Below are 15,712 nucleotides of genomic sequence, written 5' to 3'. Positions count from 1 at the left end.
ACGGCATACGCTAAACAAATCGGCGAGGCGCATAGCCGGCCCGAGGGATCGCGATACCACGGGGTGACAAGCGAGCAATCGCTGCTGTGGACTTGAAGGACGGGGTTCTTCAGACCGCAGGGGCAAGGAAGCACCAAGGATTGACAAGACGTGATATTTGAGCGCCTCGACATTCCCGATGTCTGCCTCATCAAGCCAAAAACGATCAGCGACACGCGTGGCATGTTCCGCGAGACTTTTCGTCAGCCAGCATTCGACGAGGTCGTCGGTCCGGTTCGCTTCGTCCAGGATAACCAATCCCTGTCGATGAAGACAGGTACGGTTCGTGGGCTTCACTTCCAGCAAGTGCCGATGGCGCAAGGCAAGCTTGTTCAATGCGTCTGGGGCGCAATCTTCGATGTGGCAGTCGATATTCGTCCTTTGTCCCCCAGCTTCGGCCAGCATGTTGCCCGTATCCTGACTGCGGAGAATGGCTGGCAGCTCTGGATTCCAGCGGGGTTCGCCCATGGCTTCTGCACATTGGCAAAACAGACCGTTGTTACCTACAAGCTGACCGAGCACTATTCCGCTTCGCATGATCGCGGCATTCTGTGGAACGATCCAGATCTGGGCATCGACTGGCCTATTGACCCACAGGCAGCCATAATTTCGGACAAGGACGCTATCCAGCCAACGCTTCGCCTGGCAATCGACACGTTTCTTCCAGAACCGGAGCACGGACGGTGACTATGAAACGCATCATGGTCACAGGCGGCGCCGGCTTCATTGGATCCGCGCTTGTGAGACATCTGGTTCTGAAACGCGGTGCCGACGTCTTGACCATCGACAAACTGACCTATGCCGGCTGCCTTGCCTCTCTCGCATCCGTGGAAGGCCTGGCAAAACACCGGTTTTTGAAGGCCGACATTTGCGACGAGTCGAGGATGGAGGAGGCGCTTTCAGGCTTTCGCCCCGACTGGATCCTGCATCTGGCCGCGGAGAGCCATGTCGACCGGTCGATCTCCTCAGCCGGGCAGTTCATCCAGACGAACATCGTCGGCACCTATACCTTGCTGAACTGCGCCCGCCGATATTGGGAAAGCCTGACAGCTGAGAAAAAGGACCGATTTCGCTTCCTGCATGTGTCCACCGACGAGGTTTATGGGTCGCTTGGCGATCATGGCTTCTTCACGGAGCAGACAGCCTACGATCCAAGTTCGCCTTATGCGGCATCAAAGGCGGCGTCGGATCATCTGGTGAAAGCCTGGTACAGGACCTATGGGCTGCCGACCCTCATCACGAACTGCTCCAACAATTACGGGCCCTATCATTTTCCCGAGAAGCTTATTCCGCTGACGATCATCAACGCGATGGAGGGTAAACCCATAGCCGTCTATGGGTCCGGCCTGAACATTCGCGACTGGCTGTATGTGGGCGATCATGTCGAGGCGTTGGAGCGCGTGACCGAACAGGGGCAACCTGGCGAGACCTATAATGTCGGCGGCTTCAATGAACGCAGCAATATCGATGTCGTCAGCGACATTTGCCGTCTGATGAATGCGCGCTTTCCCGAGCGCGGGCCGCATGAACGCCTCATCGCTTTTGTCGAGGATCGGCCGGGTCACGATCACCGCTACGCGATCGATGCATCGCGCCTGAAGGAAGAACTCGGCTGGACCGCGAAGACAAGCTTCAGCCACGGGCTCGAACGGACAGTCGATTGGTATGTGCAACATGAACCATGGTGGCGCCCGCTTCGCAGCGCCTATGAGGGCCAGCGCCTAGGCCTGGCTCAGAACGAGGCATCATGATGGCCCCTCGGCGACTCCTCGTCACCGGGCATGAGGGACAGGTCGTTCGCGCGTTGCGGGAAAAGGTCAAGGAGCGCCATGATCTCGAGCTCGTCACCATCGGGCGGCCGCAATTCGATCTCGCTTTCGCAGACCGGGCGGCCATCCTAAGGCACCTGCACAACACATCGCCGGATTTGGTCATTTCGGCTGCGGCCTTCACGGCAGTCGATCAAGCTGAAGCCATGCCCGATGTGACTTTCAGGGTAAACAGAGACGCCCCAACGATCCTTGCGGCAGAGGCACACCGTCTTGCTCTTCCAATTATTCATCTCTCAACCGACTACGTGTTCAACGGAACAAAGCAAGGCCTATATACAGAGGACGACGAACCAGAGCCGCTCAACATCTACGGGATGAGCAAGCTTGCCGGGGAAGAGGGTGTTCGCGCTGTCAATCCCGACCACGTCATCTTGCGAACTTCCTGGCTGTACGGCCCCTCCGGCACAAACTTCGTACGCACTATGTTGCGGCTTGCAGCCACACGCCCGGTCATCGACGTCGTCTGCGATCAGCAGGGCTCGCCAACATCGACACTTGATCTCGCGGACGCCATTCTCGCTGTCGCAGAACGCTTGCTTGCGCGTCCGGATGCCGATTTTCGCGGAACTTTCCATATAGCGGGCCCTGGGCAAACAACATGGGCAGAATTCGCCCGAGCAATTTTTTCGCATTCTCGGGGTCATGGCGGTCCAGGCGCAGAGGTGCGAGACATTGCGGCAGCGGTTTATAAGGCACGCGCGCTCCGCCCGGCAAATTCGCGGCTCGACTGCCGGAAACTTGCGCGTGTCTATGGCCTAACGCTCCCATCATGGCAGGATAGTCTCGATCCTGTGGTCACGGCCATTCTCGCAGAAACAGACAAGGCAGCTCGATGAAGGGTATCATTCTCGCCGGCGGGAGCGGGACACGACTGCATCCGATGACGCATGTGCTCTCGAAGCAACTCATGCCAATCTACGACAAGCCGATGATCTATTACCCGCTCGCAACGACCATGCTGGCAGGCGTTCGTGACATTCTGCTGATCTCGACGCCGCGTGATCTGCCCAATTTCGAGCAGTTGCTCGGAGATGGTGGACAATGGGGCATTCAGATCCATTATTGCGTGCAGCCTGAGCCTGCTGGCCTCGCTGAAGCCTATCTGATCGGCGCCAAGTTCGTTGATCGACAGCGCTCCTGCCTTGTCCTGGGCGATAATATCTTTTTCGGGCATGGTCTTGGTAAGCTTCTTCGCAATGCCATGCGCCTTGATCGGGGTGCAACGGTTTTCGCTTATCACGTTAATGATCCCCAGCGTTACGGTGTCATTGAATTTGACGCTGAGCACCGCGCCGTGTCGATCGAGGAGAAGCCTGAAAAGCCCAAGTCGCGCTGGGCTGTGACCGGTCTTTACTTTTATGACGAGCAGGTCCTCGACGTGGCGGCCAATCTCAAGCCATCAAAGCGTGGCGAGCTCGAAATTACGGATGTCAACAAGTGGTATCTCGAGCGATCGCAATTGAATGTCGAGCTAATGGGGCGCGGCTTTGCCTGGCTTGATACAGGAACGCCAGATAGTCTGCTCGATGCTACGAACTTCGTGGCGACCATGGAAAGGCGCCAAGGCTTCAAGATTGCTTGTCTAGAGGAGATCGCCTATCGCCTCGGCTATATTGATGCAACCATGCTTCGGCGGCATGCCGAGATCTATGGTAAAAGCAGCTATGGGCGATATTTGATGCAACTCCTGGATGAGCCAGACCCAACTTATCAGCATATTGCGGATGAGGGGCGACCTTGAAAAAGGCGCTGTCATCGGGATAGACACACCCAATTACGCCTATCACCAGATAAAGGCATTCCGCTTGTCCAAGCTTCCATACAGAAAAATCGTCTCGGCCATCGCACGTCGGGGTTTCGGCGGCGCATCGGTCTTTAGCGGAAAATCGATAAGTTCAGAAGTCGATCTGATCGCTGCCTCCCGATGCTTTGATGAAAACTGGTATCGTGAGCGCCACGCGGTCACGGAAAGTGGGCATGCAGGGGCTATCCGACACTATATCGCGCATGCAGGCGACAGAAGGATTGCACCACATCCTCTGTTCGATACGAGTTTTTACCTAGCGCAAAATCCAAACGCAGAAAAAAGCGGTCTTTCCCCTCTTGGCCATTATGCTGCACAAGGGGTGCTGCAAAATGCCTCGCCGCATCCTCTTTTCGATCCGGTCTGGTATCGAAGCCAAGTTGGTGGAGCGCCAGCCAAAGCTAATCCTTTCGCGCATTTCCTCCATCACGGCGCCCGTGCAGGCATCTCCCCGCACCCTCTTTTCAATCCTAAATTCTATCTTAACCAGCGCGCCTCCCTCCAGCACGCAGGTTTGAGTGCACTGACGCACTTCGTGGAATGCGGCTATCGCGAGGGCCTTTGGCCAAATGCCTATTTCGATGTCTCATGGTATCTGGCCAAGCACGCAGGACATTTGGAAGGGCGCGTGAACCCGCTCGTTCACTTCATCACCAAAGCCGATGAAGAAAAGCTCAATCCCCATCCGGAAATTGATCTGGGGCACCTCGGAAAGCAGCCGGTCTTTGCTGGCCTTTCGCGCGTGGAGATCCTGAGAAAAATCCTGCATGACGAGCAGTTGCAGAAAGCCTATCCCGTCTCCGAGCCGAATGATGTCTATCGCATCAACGGACTTGACGCGATCCCGCACCCTTCGGGACTAACTGCCAGCGAGGATGACAATCGCGTCGATCTCTTCGATGAAGCTTTCCCGCTGTCGAACGAAGACGTGTTGCCGCCGATCGAACAGGATCTGGTGCAAATTGACATTCGCAGCGATGCCAGTCTTGTTTCCTTTGATGTCTGGGACACGCTGTTGCGCCGCGATTGCCATCCCGATGAGATAAAGCTGCAGTCGGCAAGGGCGCTTTACCTTCTCGCTTTCCCTTATCTTCTCCCCGTCTTTCAGGATGTTCGCATTCTTCTGGAAGCCCGTAGAGTGAGCGAAAACCGTTCAGCGCCGAACGACGAATTCGAATATCGTTTTGACGACGCCCTTCAGCGCTGGCTGGCCATGACACTCGTTCCCGGTACGCCGCGTGAAGTGGTTGAAGAGCTCATCCTTGCCATGCGTACGCATGAGATTCTCTCCGAAACTCGCTCCACTCGACCGGATGCGAGTGCCGTTTCAACGCTTGCATCCCTGAAACAGACGGCAGTTTTTGCCTCCGACTTCTACTTGCCTTCCACTTTTCTCAAAAAGCTCCTTAACCATCACGGAATGGGGCATGCCTTTCTCCAAGGGTTTTCCTCGAGCGACGACTATCTGACAAAGCGCAGCGGGCGGATGTTTGATCACATCACGCACGCCTTCGGCATAGAACCGGAGCAGTTGCATCATGTCGGTGACAATATCGAAGCGGATCAACGCGTGCCTACGAGCAAGGGCATTACGAGCTGCCTTTACATCTCGGCTTCCGAAGAGACAAGGAAGGCGTGGTTTGGTGAAGCCTTCCATACCTGGCGCAACGGCGACACAAGCAAGCATTCCAAACGGATCGTGCGAGTCATCCAGGATATTTCCCGAGCTGTCGAACCGGGAGAGCAAATGCATCTTGAAAAGATCGGTGTGCAACTAGCGCCGATAGTTTTTGGCTATTGCCTAAATATTCTCGAGGATGCATTGCGATGTGGCGTCGAGAAAGTTTTCTTCTTTACGCGAGAGGGCGTTTTTTTTCGCGAAGTGTTCGACCAGCTCGTCACTGCTAACCCATTCAACATCAAGCCGGTGAGCTCAGAGCTCCTCGAGGTCAGCCGCCGTGCGACTTTTGCCGCGTCACTTGAGAGTTTCTCCTTTGGCGAACTGATGCGACTGTGGAACCTTTACAGTGTTCAGTCCCTGAAGGGCTTGGTCTCGTCTCTTAATCTCGACCCTGCCATCGTCGCCCCCTTGGCGGAGCAGCACGCAATCGACATGGATGTCGCGATCGAGCATCCTTGGACGGACAAAAGGGTAGCGGCCCTCTTCGCCGACCAGTCATTCTCATCTTACGTCGAAGGCGAGCTTGCGTCACAGCGCAAGCGACTTGAGGGCTATCTACAAAGTAAAGGCTTCTTCGATCATCCGGTCCAACTGGTAGGGGATGTCGGCTGGCGCGGAACGATCCAGGACAACTTGGCTTATGTCGTGCCGCAGGTGACGACGCGCGGCCACTATATCGGCCTGTTTGGCTTTCTCAATCAGCAACCGGAGAACACGGCGAAGTTCGGCTATGTATTCGACGTAAATCGCGATGTCCCTATGTCGGTGAGTGACGTTGGGCCCTTGGAGATGATCTTCAACGTGCCTGGGGGTTCGGTTGTCGGATATGATCAGAATGGCGACATCTTCCGTCCACTACGTACGATCTTCGATGATGAAGAAGCCGTTATGGCCGACGTGCGGGCTCTTCAGCGCGGCATGCTGCGTGCGCTCGGTCCATTAGCCGACTATGTACGTCTCCACGGATTGTCGGCAACGGACCTGACAAGCGTAGCGCGCGATACCTTGCACGCACTGACCATGAATCCGCCGCTTCCCATTGTCGACCTCTTCTACAGGCTTCATCACAACGAGACCTTTGGCCTTGGCGAGGTCAAGGATATGGGCGCCCAGTCGGCAGGCATTGCGGAGTTCGCTACCCTCAAGGGCAGCGATCTTCACAAAGCGCTCAGCGACGTCCTGTGCAAGACCCGCTGGCCTGAGGCAAGCGTCCAACAGAAAGTCCTGCGCGACTGGTGGCAGACGGCAGATGCCGATCGGCGCATGGCGGCCCCAGCGGAGGTAACGGCTCTGCATGCCCCTGCGACCGTCAAGATCCGCGGATCCAACCTCTCCGTTTTTGTCCCGCCGCCTCTTATCGGCTCTGGAGGTCACCGCACCATCTTCAATATGGTCCGCCGCCTTTCCGAATTTGGAATGCGGCCGCACATCATGCTGGAGGGTGTGGGAGACGGCGTCGGTGCTGTCGAAGAATATCTTGCAGGCACCTCGGCGCTCTTGCATATGCGGTGGCATAATCGCGCGCCTTCAGATGTCGCTTTCGCAACCGTAGCAAACTCAGCGGCCTATGTTGCTGAGCTTCGTCATGTTCCGCATAAAGCCTATCTGGTCCAAGACTATGAGTCGTTGTTCAATCCGATGAGCGACGGCTACATCATTGGCCAGAATAGCTATGCCAAGGGCCTTCAGCATTTCACCATTGGCAACTGGCTTTCCCATATCATCACCACCGAATATGCAGCACCGTCAGTGGCAGCAGGCCTTGGCGTGGACACGGCGGTTTATAAGCGCGACAAGGCGATCGAAAGAGAATTTGCGATCTGCTTCCTGTATCAACCGAACAAGCCAAGACGGACGCCCCTTCTCGGCATCGAGGCACTGCGGCTGCTGAAGAAGAAGCATCCTGATCTCACCGTCTATGTATATGGCTCGGCTGTTTCGATCGACCTTGATTTTCCCGTGATCAATCTTGGCATGATCCGCAATCTCAATGATCTGAACCAACTTTATAATCGCTGCATGGTTGGTCTTTGTATTTCGGGAAGCAACCCGTCTCGGATTCCTTACGAGATGATGGCCGCCGGATGCGTCCCTATCGATCTCTATCGCTACAACAATCTCCTGGATTACGATGATGGCGTGATAGCTCTCGCCTATCAGGATTCGGCCTCTCTGGCGCATGCCGCCGACCAGCTTCTTGCCGACAAGGCAAATCTACAGCGCATGTCCGACAATGGCATCACCTTCGCCGAAAGCAGAACCCTGCGCTGGGAGAACGATGTAATCGCCAACGGTGTGATTGAGATGCTGGAAGACAGAACACCGCCAGTGTGGAAGCCGGATCTACATTATACGGCTGCACCAATTATCGCACCGACTTCAGCGCGGTCATCGGTCATTGCCTTCTGCGCAGCGCAGAAGGAGAAGTCTGTTTATCAACTTCCACATCGTAACGTTTAGGAAGCCGTCTACCTAAAACGGATCTCGGGACACTACTTCCGGCTACAGGCGGGTGCTTGAAACGCCTGCACGGCCGAAACACATGAAAAAGGCGGCCCTGAGCCGCCTTTTTCTATCTTGCCGGATGCTCTGCCGGTCAGTTGAATTCGCGGATATCCACGAAATGGCCGGCGATGGCGGCGGCGGCGGCCATCGCAGGGGAGACCAGGTGGGTGCGGCCCTTGAAGCCCTGGCGGCCTTCGAAATTGCGGTTCGAGGTGGAGGCGCAACGCTCGCCCGGCTTCAGCCGGTCGTCGTTCATCGCCAGACACATGGAGCATCCCGGCTCGCGCCAGTCGAAGCCGGCGGCCTTGAAGATCACGTCGAGACCCTCGGCTTCGGCCTGTTCCTTCACCAGGCCGGAGCCGGGGACGATCATGGCCGAGACGGTGGATGCCACCGTCTTGCCTTCGACCACCTTGGCCACTTCTCGCAGGTCCTCGATGCGGCCGTTGGTGCAGGAACCGATGAACACACGATCGACGCCGATGTCGGTGATCTTGGTACCGGGCTTCAGGCCCATATAGTCGAGTGCCCGCCATTTAGAGGCGCGCTTGACCTCGTCCGCGATCTCGTCCGGGTTGGGCACGACGCCCTGAACGGAAACGACATCCTCCGGCGAGGAGCCCCAGGAGACGATGGGCGGCAGCGCGGCGGCGTCGAGCACGACGACACGGTCGTAATGCGCGCCTTCGTCGCTGGCGAGCGTCTTCCAATAGGCCACGGCCATATCCCAGGCCGTGCCCTTGGGCGCGCGCGGCTTGTCCTTGACATAGGCAAACGTCGTCTCATCGGGCGCGATCAGGCCAGCGCGGGCGCCGCCCTCGATCGACATGTTGCAGATGGTCATGCGGCCTTCCATCGACAGCGCGCGAATGGCTTCGCCCGCATATTCGATGACATAGCCCGTGCCACCGGCCGTGCCGATTTCGCCGATGATGGCGAGGATGATATCCTTGGCGGTGACGCCTGCCGGCAGCTGGCCGTCGACACGCACCAGCATGTTCTTCGCCTTCTTCTGGATCAGCGTCTGGGTCGCGAGCACATGCTCGACCTCGGAGGTGCCGATGCCATGGGCGAGCGCACCGAAAGCGCCGTGCGTCGAGGTGTGGCTGTCGCCGCAGACGATCGTCATGCCCGGCAGGGTAAAACCCTGTTCAGGGCCGACAATATGAACGATACCCTGGCGCACATCGCTTTCGGAATAATATTCGACGTTGAAGTCGGCCGCATTGCGGGCAAGCGCCTCGACCTGGATGCGGCTTTCCTCGTTCTTGATGCCTTCCTTGCGGTCGGGCGAGGTCGGTACGTTGTGGTCCACCACGGCCAGCGTCTTTTCCGGATGGCGCACCTTGCGGCCAGCCATACGCAGACCCTCGAAAGCCTGCGGGCTCGTCACCTCGTGAACGAGATGACGGTCGATATAGAGAAGACAGGTGCCGTCTTCCTGGCGGCTGACAACGTGGTCGTCCCAGATTTTGTCATAGAGGGTGCGGGGTGCGCTCATGGCGTTCATCCATCGGTCGATTGGGGAAAATAGTCGGACAGGCCTGTGGCCGTTCCACGCGTCGCCGTTGATCCGGCGGCAGAGTGGTCAGCGAAGTCGGGCGGTCAACGCGCCGGCGACCCGCGCGAAAAAGCGTGCCGGCAGACGCTTATGGTCCTGCAGCACGACGATATTCTGAGCGTGACATCCGAATTTGGATTCCATGGTCGCGCGTCCTACCAAATTTCCGGCATTTCGGCAATATCGGGCAGCGCGGCCCGAAGCCGCGAAGCGCAAGCATAGCACGCGGCAATGTAGCGAATACATCTAATATAACTCATGTTCAATTCATGTTCTTGCACCGATACCGGCTATTTATTTCAGCCTTTCCGCAATTTTAAAGAATTAGGGCCAATATCCCTTTGTCCCGTGGAAGGAGTATTGCACGATGTCATTTTTCGGTATGCGGTCATCGCAGGCAGGCGCCGCAGCTCAGGCTGAGCTTGCCGCACAAAAGGAGCGGTTCCAGCTCCTGAGCGAGGCCGCTGGCATCGGTCTCTGGGAGGCGCTTCTGCACGAGGGCGACGCCATGCATGCCAAGAGCCAATGGACATGGTCGGCCGAATTTCGCCGCATCATGGGCTTTTCCGGCGAAAGTGACTTTCCGAATGTCGTCCAGTCCTGGTCGGATCGCCTGCATCCTGACGATGCCGCTGCGACGTTTGCCGCCTTTGGCACCGCCGTTTCCGACAAGAGCGGCCGTACCGGCTATGACGTGCGCTACCGGCTGAAGTGCCGCAACGAACACTATCGCTGGTTTCGTGCCACGGGCGGATGCCGCACGCAGGTGGATGGCCGCACGGTGCTGGCCTGCGGCTCGCTGACGGATATTCACGACCAGGTCCTGATGGAAGAGCGCTTGCGCGAGAGCACGGAGTCGGATGCGGCGATCGTCAACGCCCTTCAGGCGGGACTGAGCGCCCTGGCTTCCGGCGATTTCCGTCACAGGATCACGGCGCAACTGCCGGAGAAGGCCGGCACGCTGAAGGAAAACTTCAATCGCACGGCAACGCTGCTCGGCGGCGTCATTGCCGGCGTCACAGGCACCAGCACGACCATCGTCGACACCAGCAACCAGATCACCCATGCCTGCGACGATCTCTCGCGTCGCACGGAACAGCAGGCGGCATCCGTCGAGCAGGCGGCTGCCGCCATCGAGGAAATCACCCAGGCTGTCGGCAACACCGCGCAGAACGCTGCCCGGGTCGCAACGCTGACGGCCCAGGCGCGCCAGGCAACCGAAACCTCTGGCACCGTGGTGCAGGACGCGATTTCCGCCATGGCGCAGATTGCCGGCTCCTCGGACCAGATCGGCCAGATCATCGGCGTGATCGACGAGATTGCCTTCCAGACCAACCTTCTGGCGCTCAATGCCGGCGTCGAGGCAGCCCGCGCGGGCGAGGCAGGCCGCGGCTTTGCGGTCGTCGCGCAGGAAGTGCGCGAACTTGCCCAGCGTTCGGCCAAGGCGGCCAAGGAAATCAAGACGCTGATTTCCACCTCCGCCAGCCAGGTCAAGGGCGGGGTCGATCTGGTCGATCGCACCGGCCATGTGCTGGGCGAGATTTCCGGCCAGATCCGCGATATCTCCTCGCTGATCGAGACCATCGCCGCCTCCTCGCGCGAGCAATCGACGGCGCTCGGCGAAATCAGCTCGACCATTTCGCAGATCGATCAGGTGACCCAGCAGAACGCGGCCATGGTCGAGGAAACAACGGCGGCCAGCCACAATCTCGTGGTCGAGGCCAGCGAGTTGAGCCGCACAGTGTCGCATATCAAGGTGGACACGGCAGCTCCGGCCTATCGCCAGGCCCGCGCTGCCTGACGCACGACAAGCGCCACGGCTTCCATAAAAGCTCGCCCGGCATGCCGCTGGGCGAGCTTTTTTCATGTCGAAGTGCGACAAGCCCATGAGGCCTGCGCGGACGCCTAAGCTATTCCGTCGGCTTCAAACAGCATGCTTTGCGTTGCTGCGCTCGAAGACATCGCCATCGCAAAGAGCCACACAGGTTGCGCGACATGCCCAATAAAAAACCGCCTGCAATGATCCCATTGCAGGCGGTTCGATCAAGATAGGCTCAGGCAAGAGCGGGCACTGGCCGCGCCTTCAGCACGGCCGGCCGGCGATCTTATTCCTGGGGCTTTTCCGCAGCCAGAGCTTCGGCGGCAGCGACCTTCTCAGCTTCGATACGGGCCTTCTCGCCGGCAGCGGTCAGACGAGCGGACTCGTTGAGCTTGCGGGCGCGGGTGCCGGTGTTCTCGATGATACGAGCCGACTTGCCGCGACGGTCGCGCAGATAGTAGAGCTTGGCGCGGCGAACCTTACCGCGGCGAACGACTTCGACGCTTTCGACGAGCGGCGAGTAGACCGGGAATACGCGCTCGACGCCTTCGCCGTAGGAGATCTTGCGAACGGTGAAGCTCTCGTTGATGCTACCGCCGGAACGGGCAATGCAAACGCCTTCATAGGCCTGCACGCGGGTGCGGGTGCCTTCCGTCACGCGGACGTTGACGCGCAGCGTATCGCCCGGGGAGAATTCCGGCAGGGTGCGCTTGGCTTCGATCTTGGCGACCTGTTCGGCCTCAAGCTGCTGAATGATGTTCATCGTGCTAACCTTCTTGCGTTCTTCTGAAACGATCAGAGCGCCCGCCGCCGCCATGGGACCTGCCGCCGGAGCGTCGCGCCCTGATCCATTGCTGGCAGAGCACGTGGAGCGAATTACACCGTTCTTTGATTTCCGGTTGCCGGGAGTCTCCCGTACCGGCCGCGCGGATACACCATTGACAGGCCTTTGTCACGACCTTTGTCGCTTGGCATCATCGGGCAGGACGGAAAAAGAGCGGCCTGACGCAATCCTCATGCGCGCCAGTTCGCTTCGCCGGCGCCTGCCCGGCTAGCGCCGTTTGACGGCGCGGAAGCGAAAAATGCTCTGCTCTTCCGTCTCGATCACATGGAGGTGGCGATAGGGTCGACAGACCCGCCGCCAGAAATCGAGCGCCAGCACATTGGCCTTCAGCACCGAGAGCTCCCATTGCAGGCCAGAGGCGCCAATTAAGCTGTTGGCGAAGGCGCGGCCGATGCCCCGCCGGCGTGCGTGCGGCAGAATGTAGAATTCCGCCAGGGCACGATCCGTGGACAGGCCGGAGACGGCATGGCGGTTGACCAGCGCGAAGCCGGCAACAGCTTGATCGACCTCGACAAACCAGGCCGAGCGATCCGCCTCGGTAAAATAGAGCGGAAAATAGGGATAAGCCTGGTCGATTTCCGCATAGGCCGAAAGTTCGAGCAGATGCTGGTTTAGAAGCGTGCGTAGCTGTGCCCCCTCCCCCTGCTCGACCTTCCGCACACGCCATGCGCCTTCCGTCCCGTTCATGACCACCCTCGTCCATTGAGACTGCGAGAAACCGTCATTCCACCGCCTATCGCCTTTGATAGCGACGGCATGCATTCAAATTCAACAGGCGGGAGAAAGGTCGAGAGGGTACGCCGCAGTTCCGGCAATCGATCCAAGCGCGCCCGCCTCAGCGTCTGGACAATTCGCCCGGCCTTGTCCTAATCCCCGTAACGCCTGTCTGCCCCCATCGCTATGCTTGCGAGATCCCGATGACCCTTCTCTCCGCCCTCCTCTTCTTTCTCGCGGGCTTTCTGGCCAGCGCGGTCAATGCGGTGGCGGGCGGCGGCACCTTCCTGACTTTCGGAGCGATGACGCTTGCCGGCCTGCCGCCCGTCGTCGCCAATGCCACGTCCTCGATCGTTCAGTTTCCCGGCTATATCACCTCGGCCCATGCCTATCGCCGCGATCTCTGGGCCGACAGGCGCCTCGTGCTTCTGCTCGGGGCGCTGTCCATCGGCGGCAGCCTGATCGGCGCCCTGGTTCTTCTCTCCCTTTCCAATCCGTCCTTCCGCGCGCTGGTGCCCTGGCTCCTGATCGCGGCGACCCTGATCTTCGCCTTCGGCCCGCTGATCCGTCCCAAGGCGCGGGAGGAGGGCGCGCCGCTCGGTGTCCTGGGACTGATCGGCCAGTTCCTCACGGCTATCTATGGTGGCTTTTTCGGCGCCGGCATGGGCATCATGATGCTGGCGGTCATGACACTGACGGTGGGCGGCGGCTATCATCGGGCAAATGCGCTGAAGAACATGCTGGCTGTGCTGATCGCGGCCGTGGCGATCGTGGTCTTTGCCAGCGGCAAGGTGGTGGCTTGGCCGGAAGCAGCCGCCATGGTGCCGGGCTCCGCACTTGGCGGCTATGCGGGAGTCTGGCTGGCGCGGCGTGTGCCGCAAGGACTTTTGCGCGCACTGGTGATCGCGGTCGGCCTGGCCCTCTCGGCCTATTACTTCATCACCGGCTGAGTCTGCTGCTTGCGCTCATCGTCCTCAGGCAGAAGGTCCGGACGGCGCGCGCGGGTCAGTGCCAGTGCCTGGGCCTGCTGCCAGGCGCGGATGGCAGCATGATTGCCCGAGGTCAGCACCTCGGGGATCGGCTCGCCCTCGAAGATCTGCGGCCGCGTGTAATGGGGATGCTCCAGCAGCCCGCCTTCGAAGCTTTCCTGCACGCCGGAGGCTTGGTTGCCCATAACGCCGGGCAGTAGCCGTACCACAGCATCCAGCACGGTCAGCGCCGCGGGCTCTCCACCGGACAGGATATAGTCGCCAATCGAAACCTCCTCGAGCGCGCGCTTGTCGATCACCCGCTGGTCGACACCTTCGAATCGCCCGCAAATGATGACCGCACCAGGACCCTCTGCCAGCTCCCGCACGCGCGCTTGCGTCAGCGGCCGGCCGCGCGGGCTCATCAGCAGGCGCGGCAAGGCCGGCCTTTCGGCCGTTATCGCATCGATGGCGCGCGCCAGAACGTCCGGCTTCAGCACCATGCCGGCGCCGCCGCCGGCCGGCGTATCGTCCACCGTGCGATGGCGGTCGGTGGCAAAATCACGGATCTGGCGCGCATCCAGCGACCAGTCGCCGCGTGCAAGCGCCTTGCCGGCCAGTGAGTGGCCGAGATGGCCGGGAAACATCTCCGGATACAGCGTCAACACGACAGCCGCGAAACTCATGATGAAATTCCTTCGCCGGGTAATGACCAGCGGTCAGGGCGCGAATACATGTGGGCGGCCGGCAGCAGGCATCAATCCGCGACGGTGCAGATGGTGACAGCCGGATCTGCCCGATCCGCTCAGCGCCTCAGCCTTCCTTCGGGCGGAAGGGCGCGGCGGGATCGTCGTCCTTATCCTCGACCAGGCCGGCTGCGACGGGATCGATCAGGATCCGCCCGCTTTCAAGGTCGATTTCCAGCACGGCGTGTTCGGAAAAAGGAATGAGCATGGGCCGCTTGCCGGGGCCTTTCAGCTCCAGGAGGTCGCCGGCGCCGAAATCGAAAATGCCGGAGATCGTGCCATAGCTGCGCCCTTCAGCATCGAAGGCCTCCAGGCCCTCCAGATCGGCATAGTAGAACTCGTCATCGTCGAGATCATCGTCTGGCAGGTTGTCGCGTTCGACGAAGAGCTCCAGCCCGTTCAAGGCTTCCGCGGCCGTGCGGTCATTGACGCCGCGAAAGCGGACGATCACGACATTCTTGGCCTCGCGCACCTCTAGCACCTCGAAGACGCGGCCGTCTTCGGCATGCAGATGGCCATAATCGCCGATCGCCGTCGGATCGGCGGAGAAGCTCTTGACGCGCACTTCGCCCCGCAGCCCCTGCGCGGCACCGACCGTTCCCATGAGAACGGGATTTTTCAATTTCGCTGGGCCAGCCGACATTGCTCGATATCCGTATGGCAGTAACAATGCAGATCCATGGTGCGTCGCACCACGGGCAGAAAGGAAAAGCCCCCGCATGACATGCGAGGGCCCCATCCATACCCGCCTGCGGGTGTCGCGCAAAGCGCAAAAGGGTCTTGCGTCCCTTCTGCGCCCGTTACGCGCTTATTCCGCAGCAGCGGCCGCAGCGTCCTCAGCCTTCTGCTTGGCTTCGGCGGCACGTTCCAGAGCCTTCTTGCCCGGCTTGGCCTTTTCCGGATTGTTGCGGGCGTCGCGCTTGGCGAGACCGGCTTCAGCCAGGAAGCGCAGAACGCGATCGGTCGGCTGTGCGCCGTTATCCAGCCAATGCTGGATGCGCTCGTTGTTCAGTTCGACGCGCTTGGCATCGTCCTTGGCAAGCATCGGGTTCCAGGAACCGACCTTTTCCAGGAAGCGGCCGTCGCGCGGGCTGCGGGCGTCGGCAACGACGACCTGGTAGTAGGGACGCTTCTTGGAACCACCGCGTGCGAGACGAATTTTCAGTGCCATGTCATAACTCCTTTAATGTCTGGCGTAC

At 59.5% G+C, this 15,712-nt stretch carries 13 protein-coding genes; 7 read left to right on the top strand and 6 right to left on the bottom strand.

Annotated elements, in window-relative coordinates; all coding sequences use genetic code 11:
* Positions 1–150 precede the first annotated feature (150 nt).
* The 5 genes from rfbC to BMX61_RS01465 are packed head-to-tail and all read left to right on the top strand — an operon-like array spanning position 151 to position 7,816.
* A complete protein-coding gene (gene rfbC / locus BMX61_RS01485) occupies positions 151–726 on the top strand; it encodes a dTDP-4-dehydrorhamnose 3,5-epimerase (protein ID WP_075627218.1) in 576 nt (191 codons plus the stop codon).
* Between the two features lie 2 nt (positions 727–728).
* Positions 729–1,790 carry a dTDP-glucose 4,6-dehydratase gene (rfbB, locus tag BMX61_RS01480; RefSeq protein WP_075627219.1) on the top strand — a complete coding sequence of 354 codons (1,062 nt, stop codon included), beginning with the start codon at positions 729–731 and terminating at the stop codon, positions 1,788–1,790.
* The gene (gene rfbD / locus BMX61_RS01475) at positions 1,787–2,707 is read left to right on the top strand and encodes a dTDP-4-dehydrorhamnose reductase (protein ID WP_075627220.1); all 921 of its coding nucleotides are present in this window, start codon (positions 1,787–1,789) and stop codon (positions 2,705–2,707) included. Before rfbB ends, rfbD begins: the two co-directional genes overlap by 4 nt.
* The gene (rfbA, locus tag BMX61_RS01470) at positions 2,704–3,612 is read left to right on the top strand and encodes a glucose-1-phosphate thymidylyltransferase RfbA (RefSeq protein WP_075627221.1); all 909 of its coding nucleotides are present in this window, start codon (positions 2,704–2,706) and stop codon (positions 3,610–3,612) included. The genes rfbD and rfbA overlap by 4 nt, the downstream gene beginning before the upstream one ends.
* Positions 3,563–7,816 (top strand): rhamnosyltransferase WsaF family glycosyltransferase, encoded by a 4,254-nt coding sequence (locus BMX61_RS01465; RefSeq protein WP_139198856.1) that lies wholly within the window; start codon positions 3,563–3,565, stop codon positions 7,814–7,816. Before rfbA ends, BMX61_RS01465 begins: the two co-directional genes overlap by 50 nt.
* 136 nt (positions 7,817–7,952) lie before the next feature.
* Here the strand turns inward: BMX61_RS01465 and leuC are convergent, their stop codons facing one another.
* Positions 7,953–9,362 (bottom strand): 3-isopropylmalate dehydratase large subunit, encoded by a 1,410-nt coding sequence (gene leuC / locus BMX61_RS01460; protein ID WP_075627224.1) that lies wholly within the window; start codon positions 9,360–9,362, stop codon positions 7,953–7,955.
* Between the two features lie 427 nt (positions 9,363–9,789).
* Between leuC and BMX61_RS01450 the strand changes: the two genes are divergently transcribed.
* The gene (locus tag BMX61_RS01450; protein WP_075627225.1) at positions 9,790–11,223 is read left to right on the top strand and encodes a methyl-accepting chemotaxis protein; all 1,434 of its coding nucleotides are present in this window, start codon (positions 9,790–9,792) and stop codon (positions 11,221–11,223) included.
* 304 nt (positions 11,224–11,527) lie between these two features.
* Here BMX61_RS01450 and rplS read toward each other — a convergent pair whose 3' ends face one another.
* Together rplS and BMX61_RS01440 are read right to left on the bottom strand one after the other, a co-directional pair.
* Positions 11,528–12,004: a 50S ribosomal protein L19 gene (gene rplS, locus BMX61_RS01445; RefSeq protein WP_075627479.1), complete on the bottom strand. Its 477-nt coding sequence runs from the start codon at positions 12,002–12,004 to the stop codon at positions 11,528–11,530.
* A gap of 288 nt (positions 12,005–12,292) precedes the next feature.
* Positions 12,293–12,772, bottom strand: a complete 480-nt coding sequence (locus tag BMX61_RS01440; protein ID WP_075627226.1) for a GNAT family N-acetyltransferase — start codon at positions 12,770–12,772, stop codon at positions 12,293–12,295.
* Between the two features lie 230 nt (positions 12,773–13,002).
* Between BMX61_RS01440 and BMX61_RS01435 the strand changes: the two genes are divergently transcribed.
* A complete protein-coding gene (locus BMX61_RS01435; RefSeq protein WP_075627227.1) occupies positions 13,003–13,749 on the top strand; it encodes a sulfite exporter TauE/SafE family protein in 747 nt (248 codons plus the stop codon).
* On the opposite strand, the gene trmD is transcribed toward BMX61_RS01435, so the two are convergent.
* The 3 genes from trmD to rpsP form a co-directional block, all read right to left on the bottom strand.
* Positions 13,731–14,453, bottom strand: coding sequence for a tRNA (guanosine(37)-N1)-methyltransferase TrmD (gene trmD, locus BMX61_RS01430; RefSeq protein ID WP_075627228.1), 723 nt, complete (start codon positions 14,451–14,453; stop codon positions 13,731–13,733). The two genes, BMX61_RS01435 and trmD, sit on opposite strands and share 19 nt — an antisense overlap.
* Before the next feature lie 127 nt (positions 14,454–14,580).
* On the bottom strand, positions 14,581–15,156 hold the full coding sequence (rimM, locus tag BMX61_RS01425; RefSeq protein ID WP_075627229.1) for a ribosome maturation factor RimM: 576 nt from the start codon (positions 15,154–15,156) through the stop codon (positions 14,581–14,583).
* Positions 15,157–15,321: 165 nt separating this feature from the next.
* The gene (rpsP, locus tag BMX61_RS01420) at positions 15,322–15,684 is read right to left on the bottom strand and encodes a 30S ribosomal protein S16 (protein ID WP_075627230.1); all 363 of its coding nucleotides are present in this window, start codon (positions 15,682–15,684) and stop codon (positions 15,322–15,324) included.
* Positions 15,685–15,712 lie beyond the last annotated feature (28 nt).

The sequence above is a fragment of the Xaviernesmea oryzae genome (assembly GCF_900109605.1).
GTDB classification, from domain to species: Bacteria; Pseudomonadota; Alphaproteobacteria; order Rhizobiales; family Rhizobiaceae; genus Xaviernesmea; species Xaviernesmea oryzae.
This window is presented reverse-complemented; position numbering and strand designations above follow the sequence as displayed.

Bases quoted from the DNA above. Each gene is read 5' to 3' on its own strand.
- rfbB (WP_075627219.1), top strand. From the start codon at position 729: ATGAAACGCATCATGGTCACAGGCGGCGCCGGCTTCATTGGATCCGCG.
- rfbD (WP_075627220.1), top strand. From the start codon at position 1,787: ATGATGGCCCCTCGGCGACTCCTCGTCACCGGGCATGAGGGACAGGTC.
- rfbA (WP_075627221.1), top strand. From the start codon at position 2,704: ATGAAGGGTATCATTCTCGCCGGCGGGAGCGGGACACGACTGCATCCG.
- BMX61_RS01465 (WP_139198856.1), top strand. From the start codon at position 3,563: ATGAGCCAGACCCAACTTATCAGCATATTGCGGATGAGGGGCGACCTT.
- leuC (WP_075627224.1), bottom strand. From the start codon at position 9,362: ATGAGCGCACCCCGCACCCTCTATGACAAAATCTGGGACGACCACGTT.
- BMX61_RS01450 (WP_075627225.1), top strand. From the start codon at position 9,790: ATGTCATTTTTCGGTATGCGGTCATCGCAGGCAGGCGCCGCAGCTCAG.
- rplS (WP_075627479.1), bottom strand. From the start codon at position 12,004: ATGAACATCATTCAGCAGCTTGAGGCCGAACAGGTCGCCAAGATCGAA.
- BMX61_RS01440 (WP_075627226.1), bottom strand. From the start codon at position 12,772: ATGAACGGGACGGAAGGCGCATGGCGTGTGCGGAAGGTCGAGCAGGGG.
- BMX61_RS01435 (WP_075627227.1), top strand. From the start codon at position 13,003: ATGACCCTTCTCTCCGCCCTCCTCTTCTTTCTCGCGGGCTTTCTGGCC.
- trmD (WP_075627228.1), bottom strand. From the start codon at position 14,453: ATGAGTTTCGCGGCTGTCGTGTTGACGCTGTATCCGGAGATGTTTCCC.
- rimM (WP_075627229.1), bottom strand. From the start codon at position 15,156: ATGTCGGCTGGCCCAGCGAAATTGAAAAATCCCGTTCTCATGGGAACG.
- rpsP (WP_075627230.1), bottom strand. From the start codon at position 15,684: ATGGCACTGAAAATTCGTCTCGCACGCGGTGGTTCCAAGAAGCGTCCC.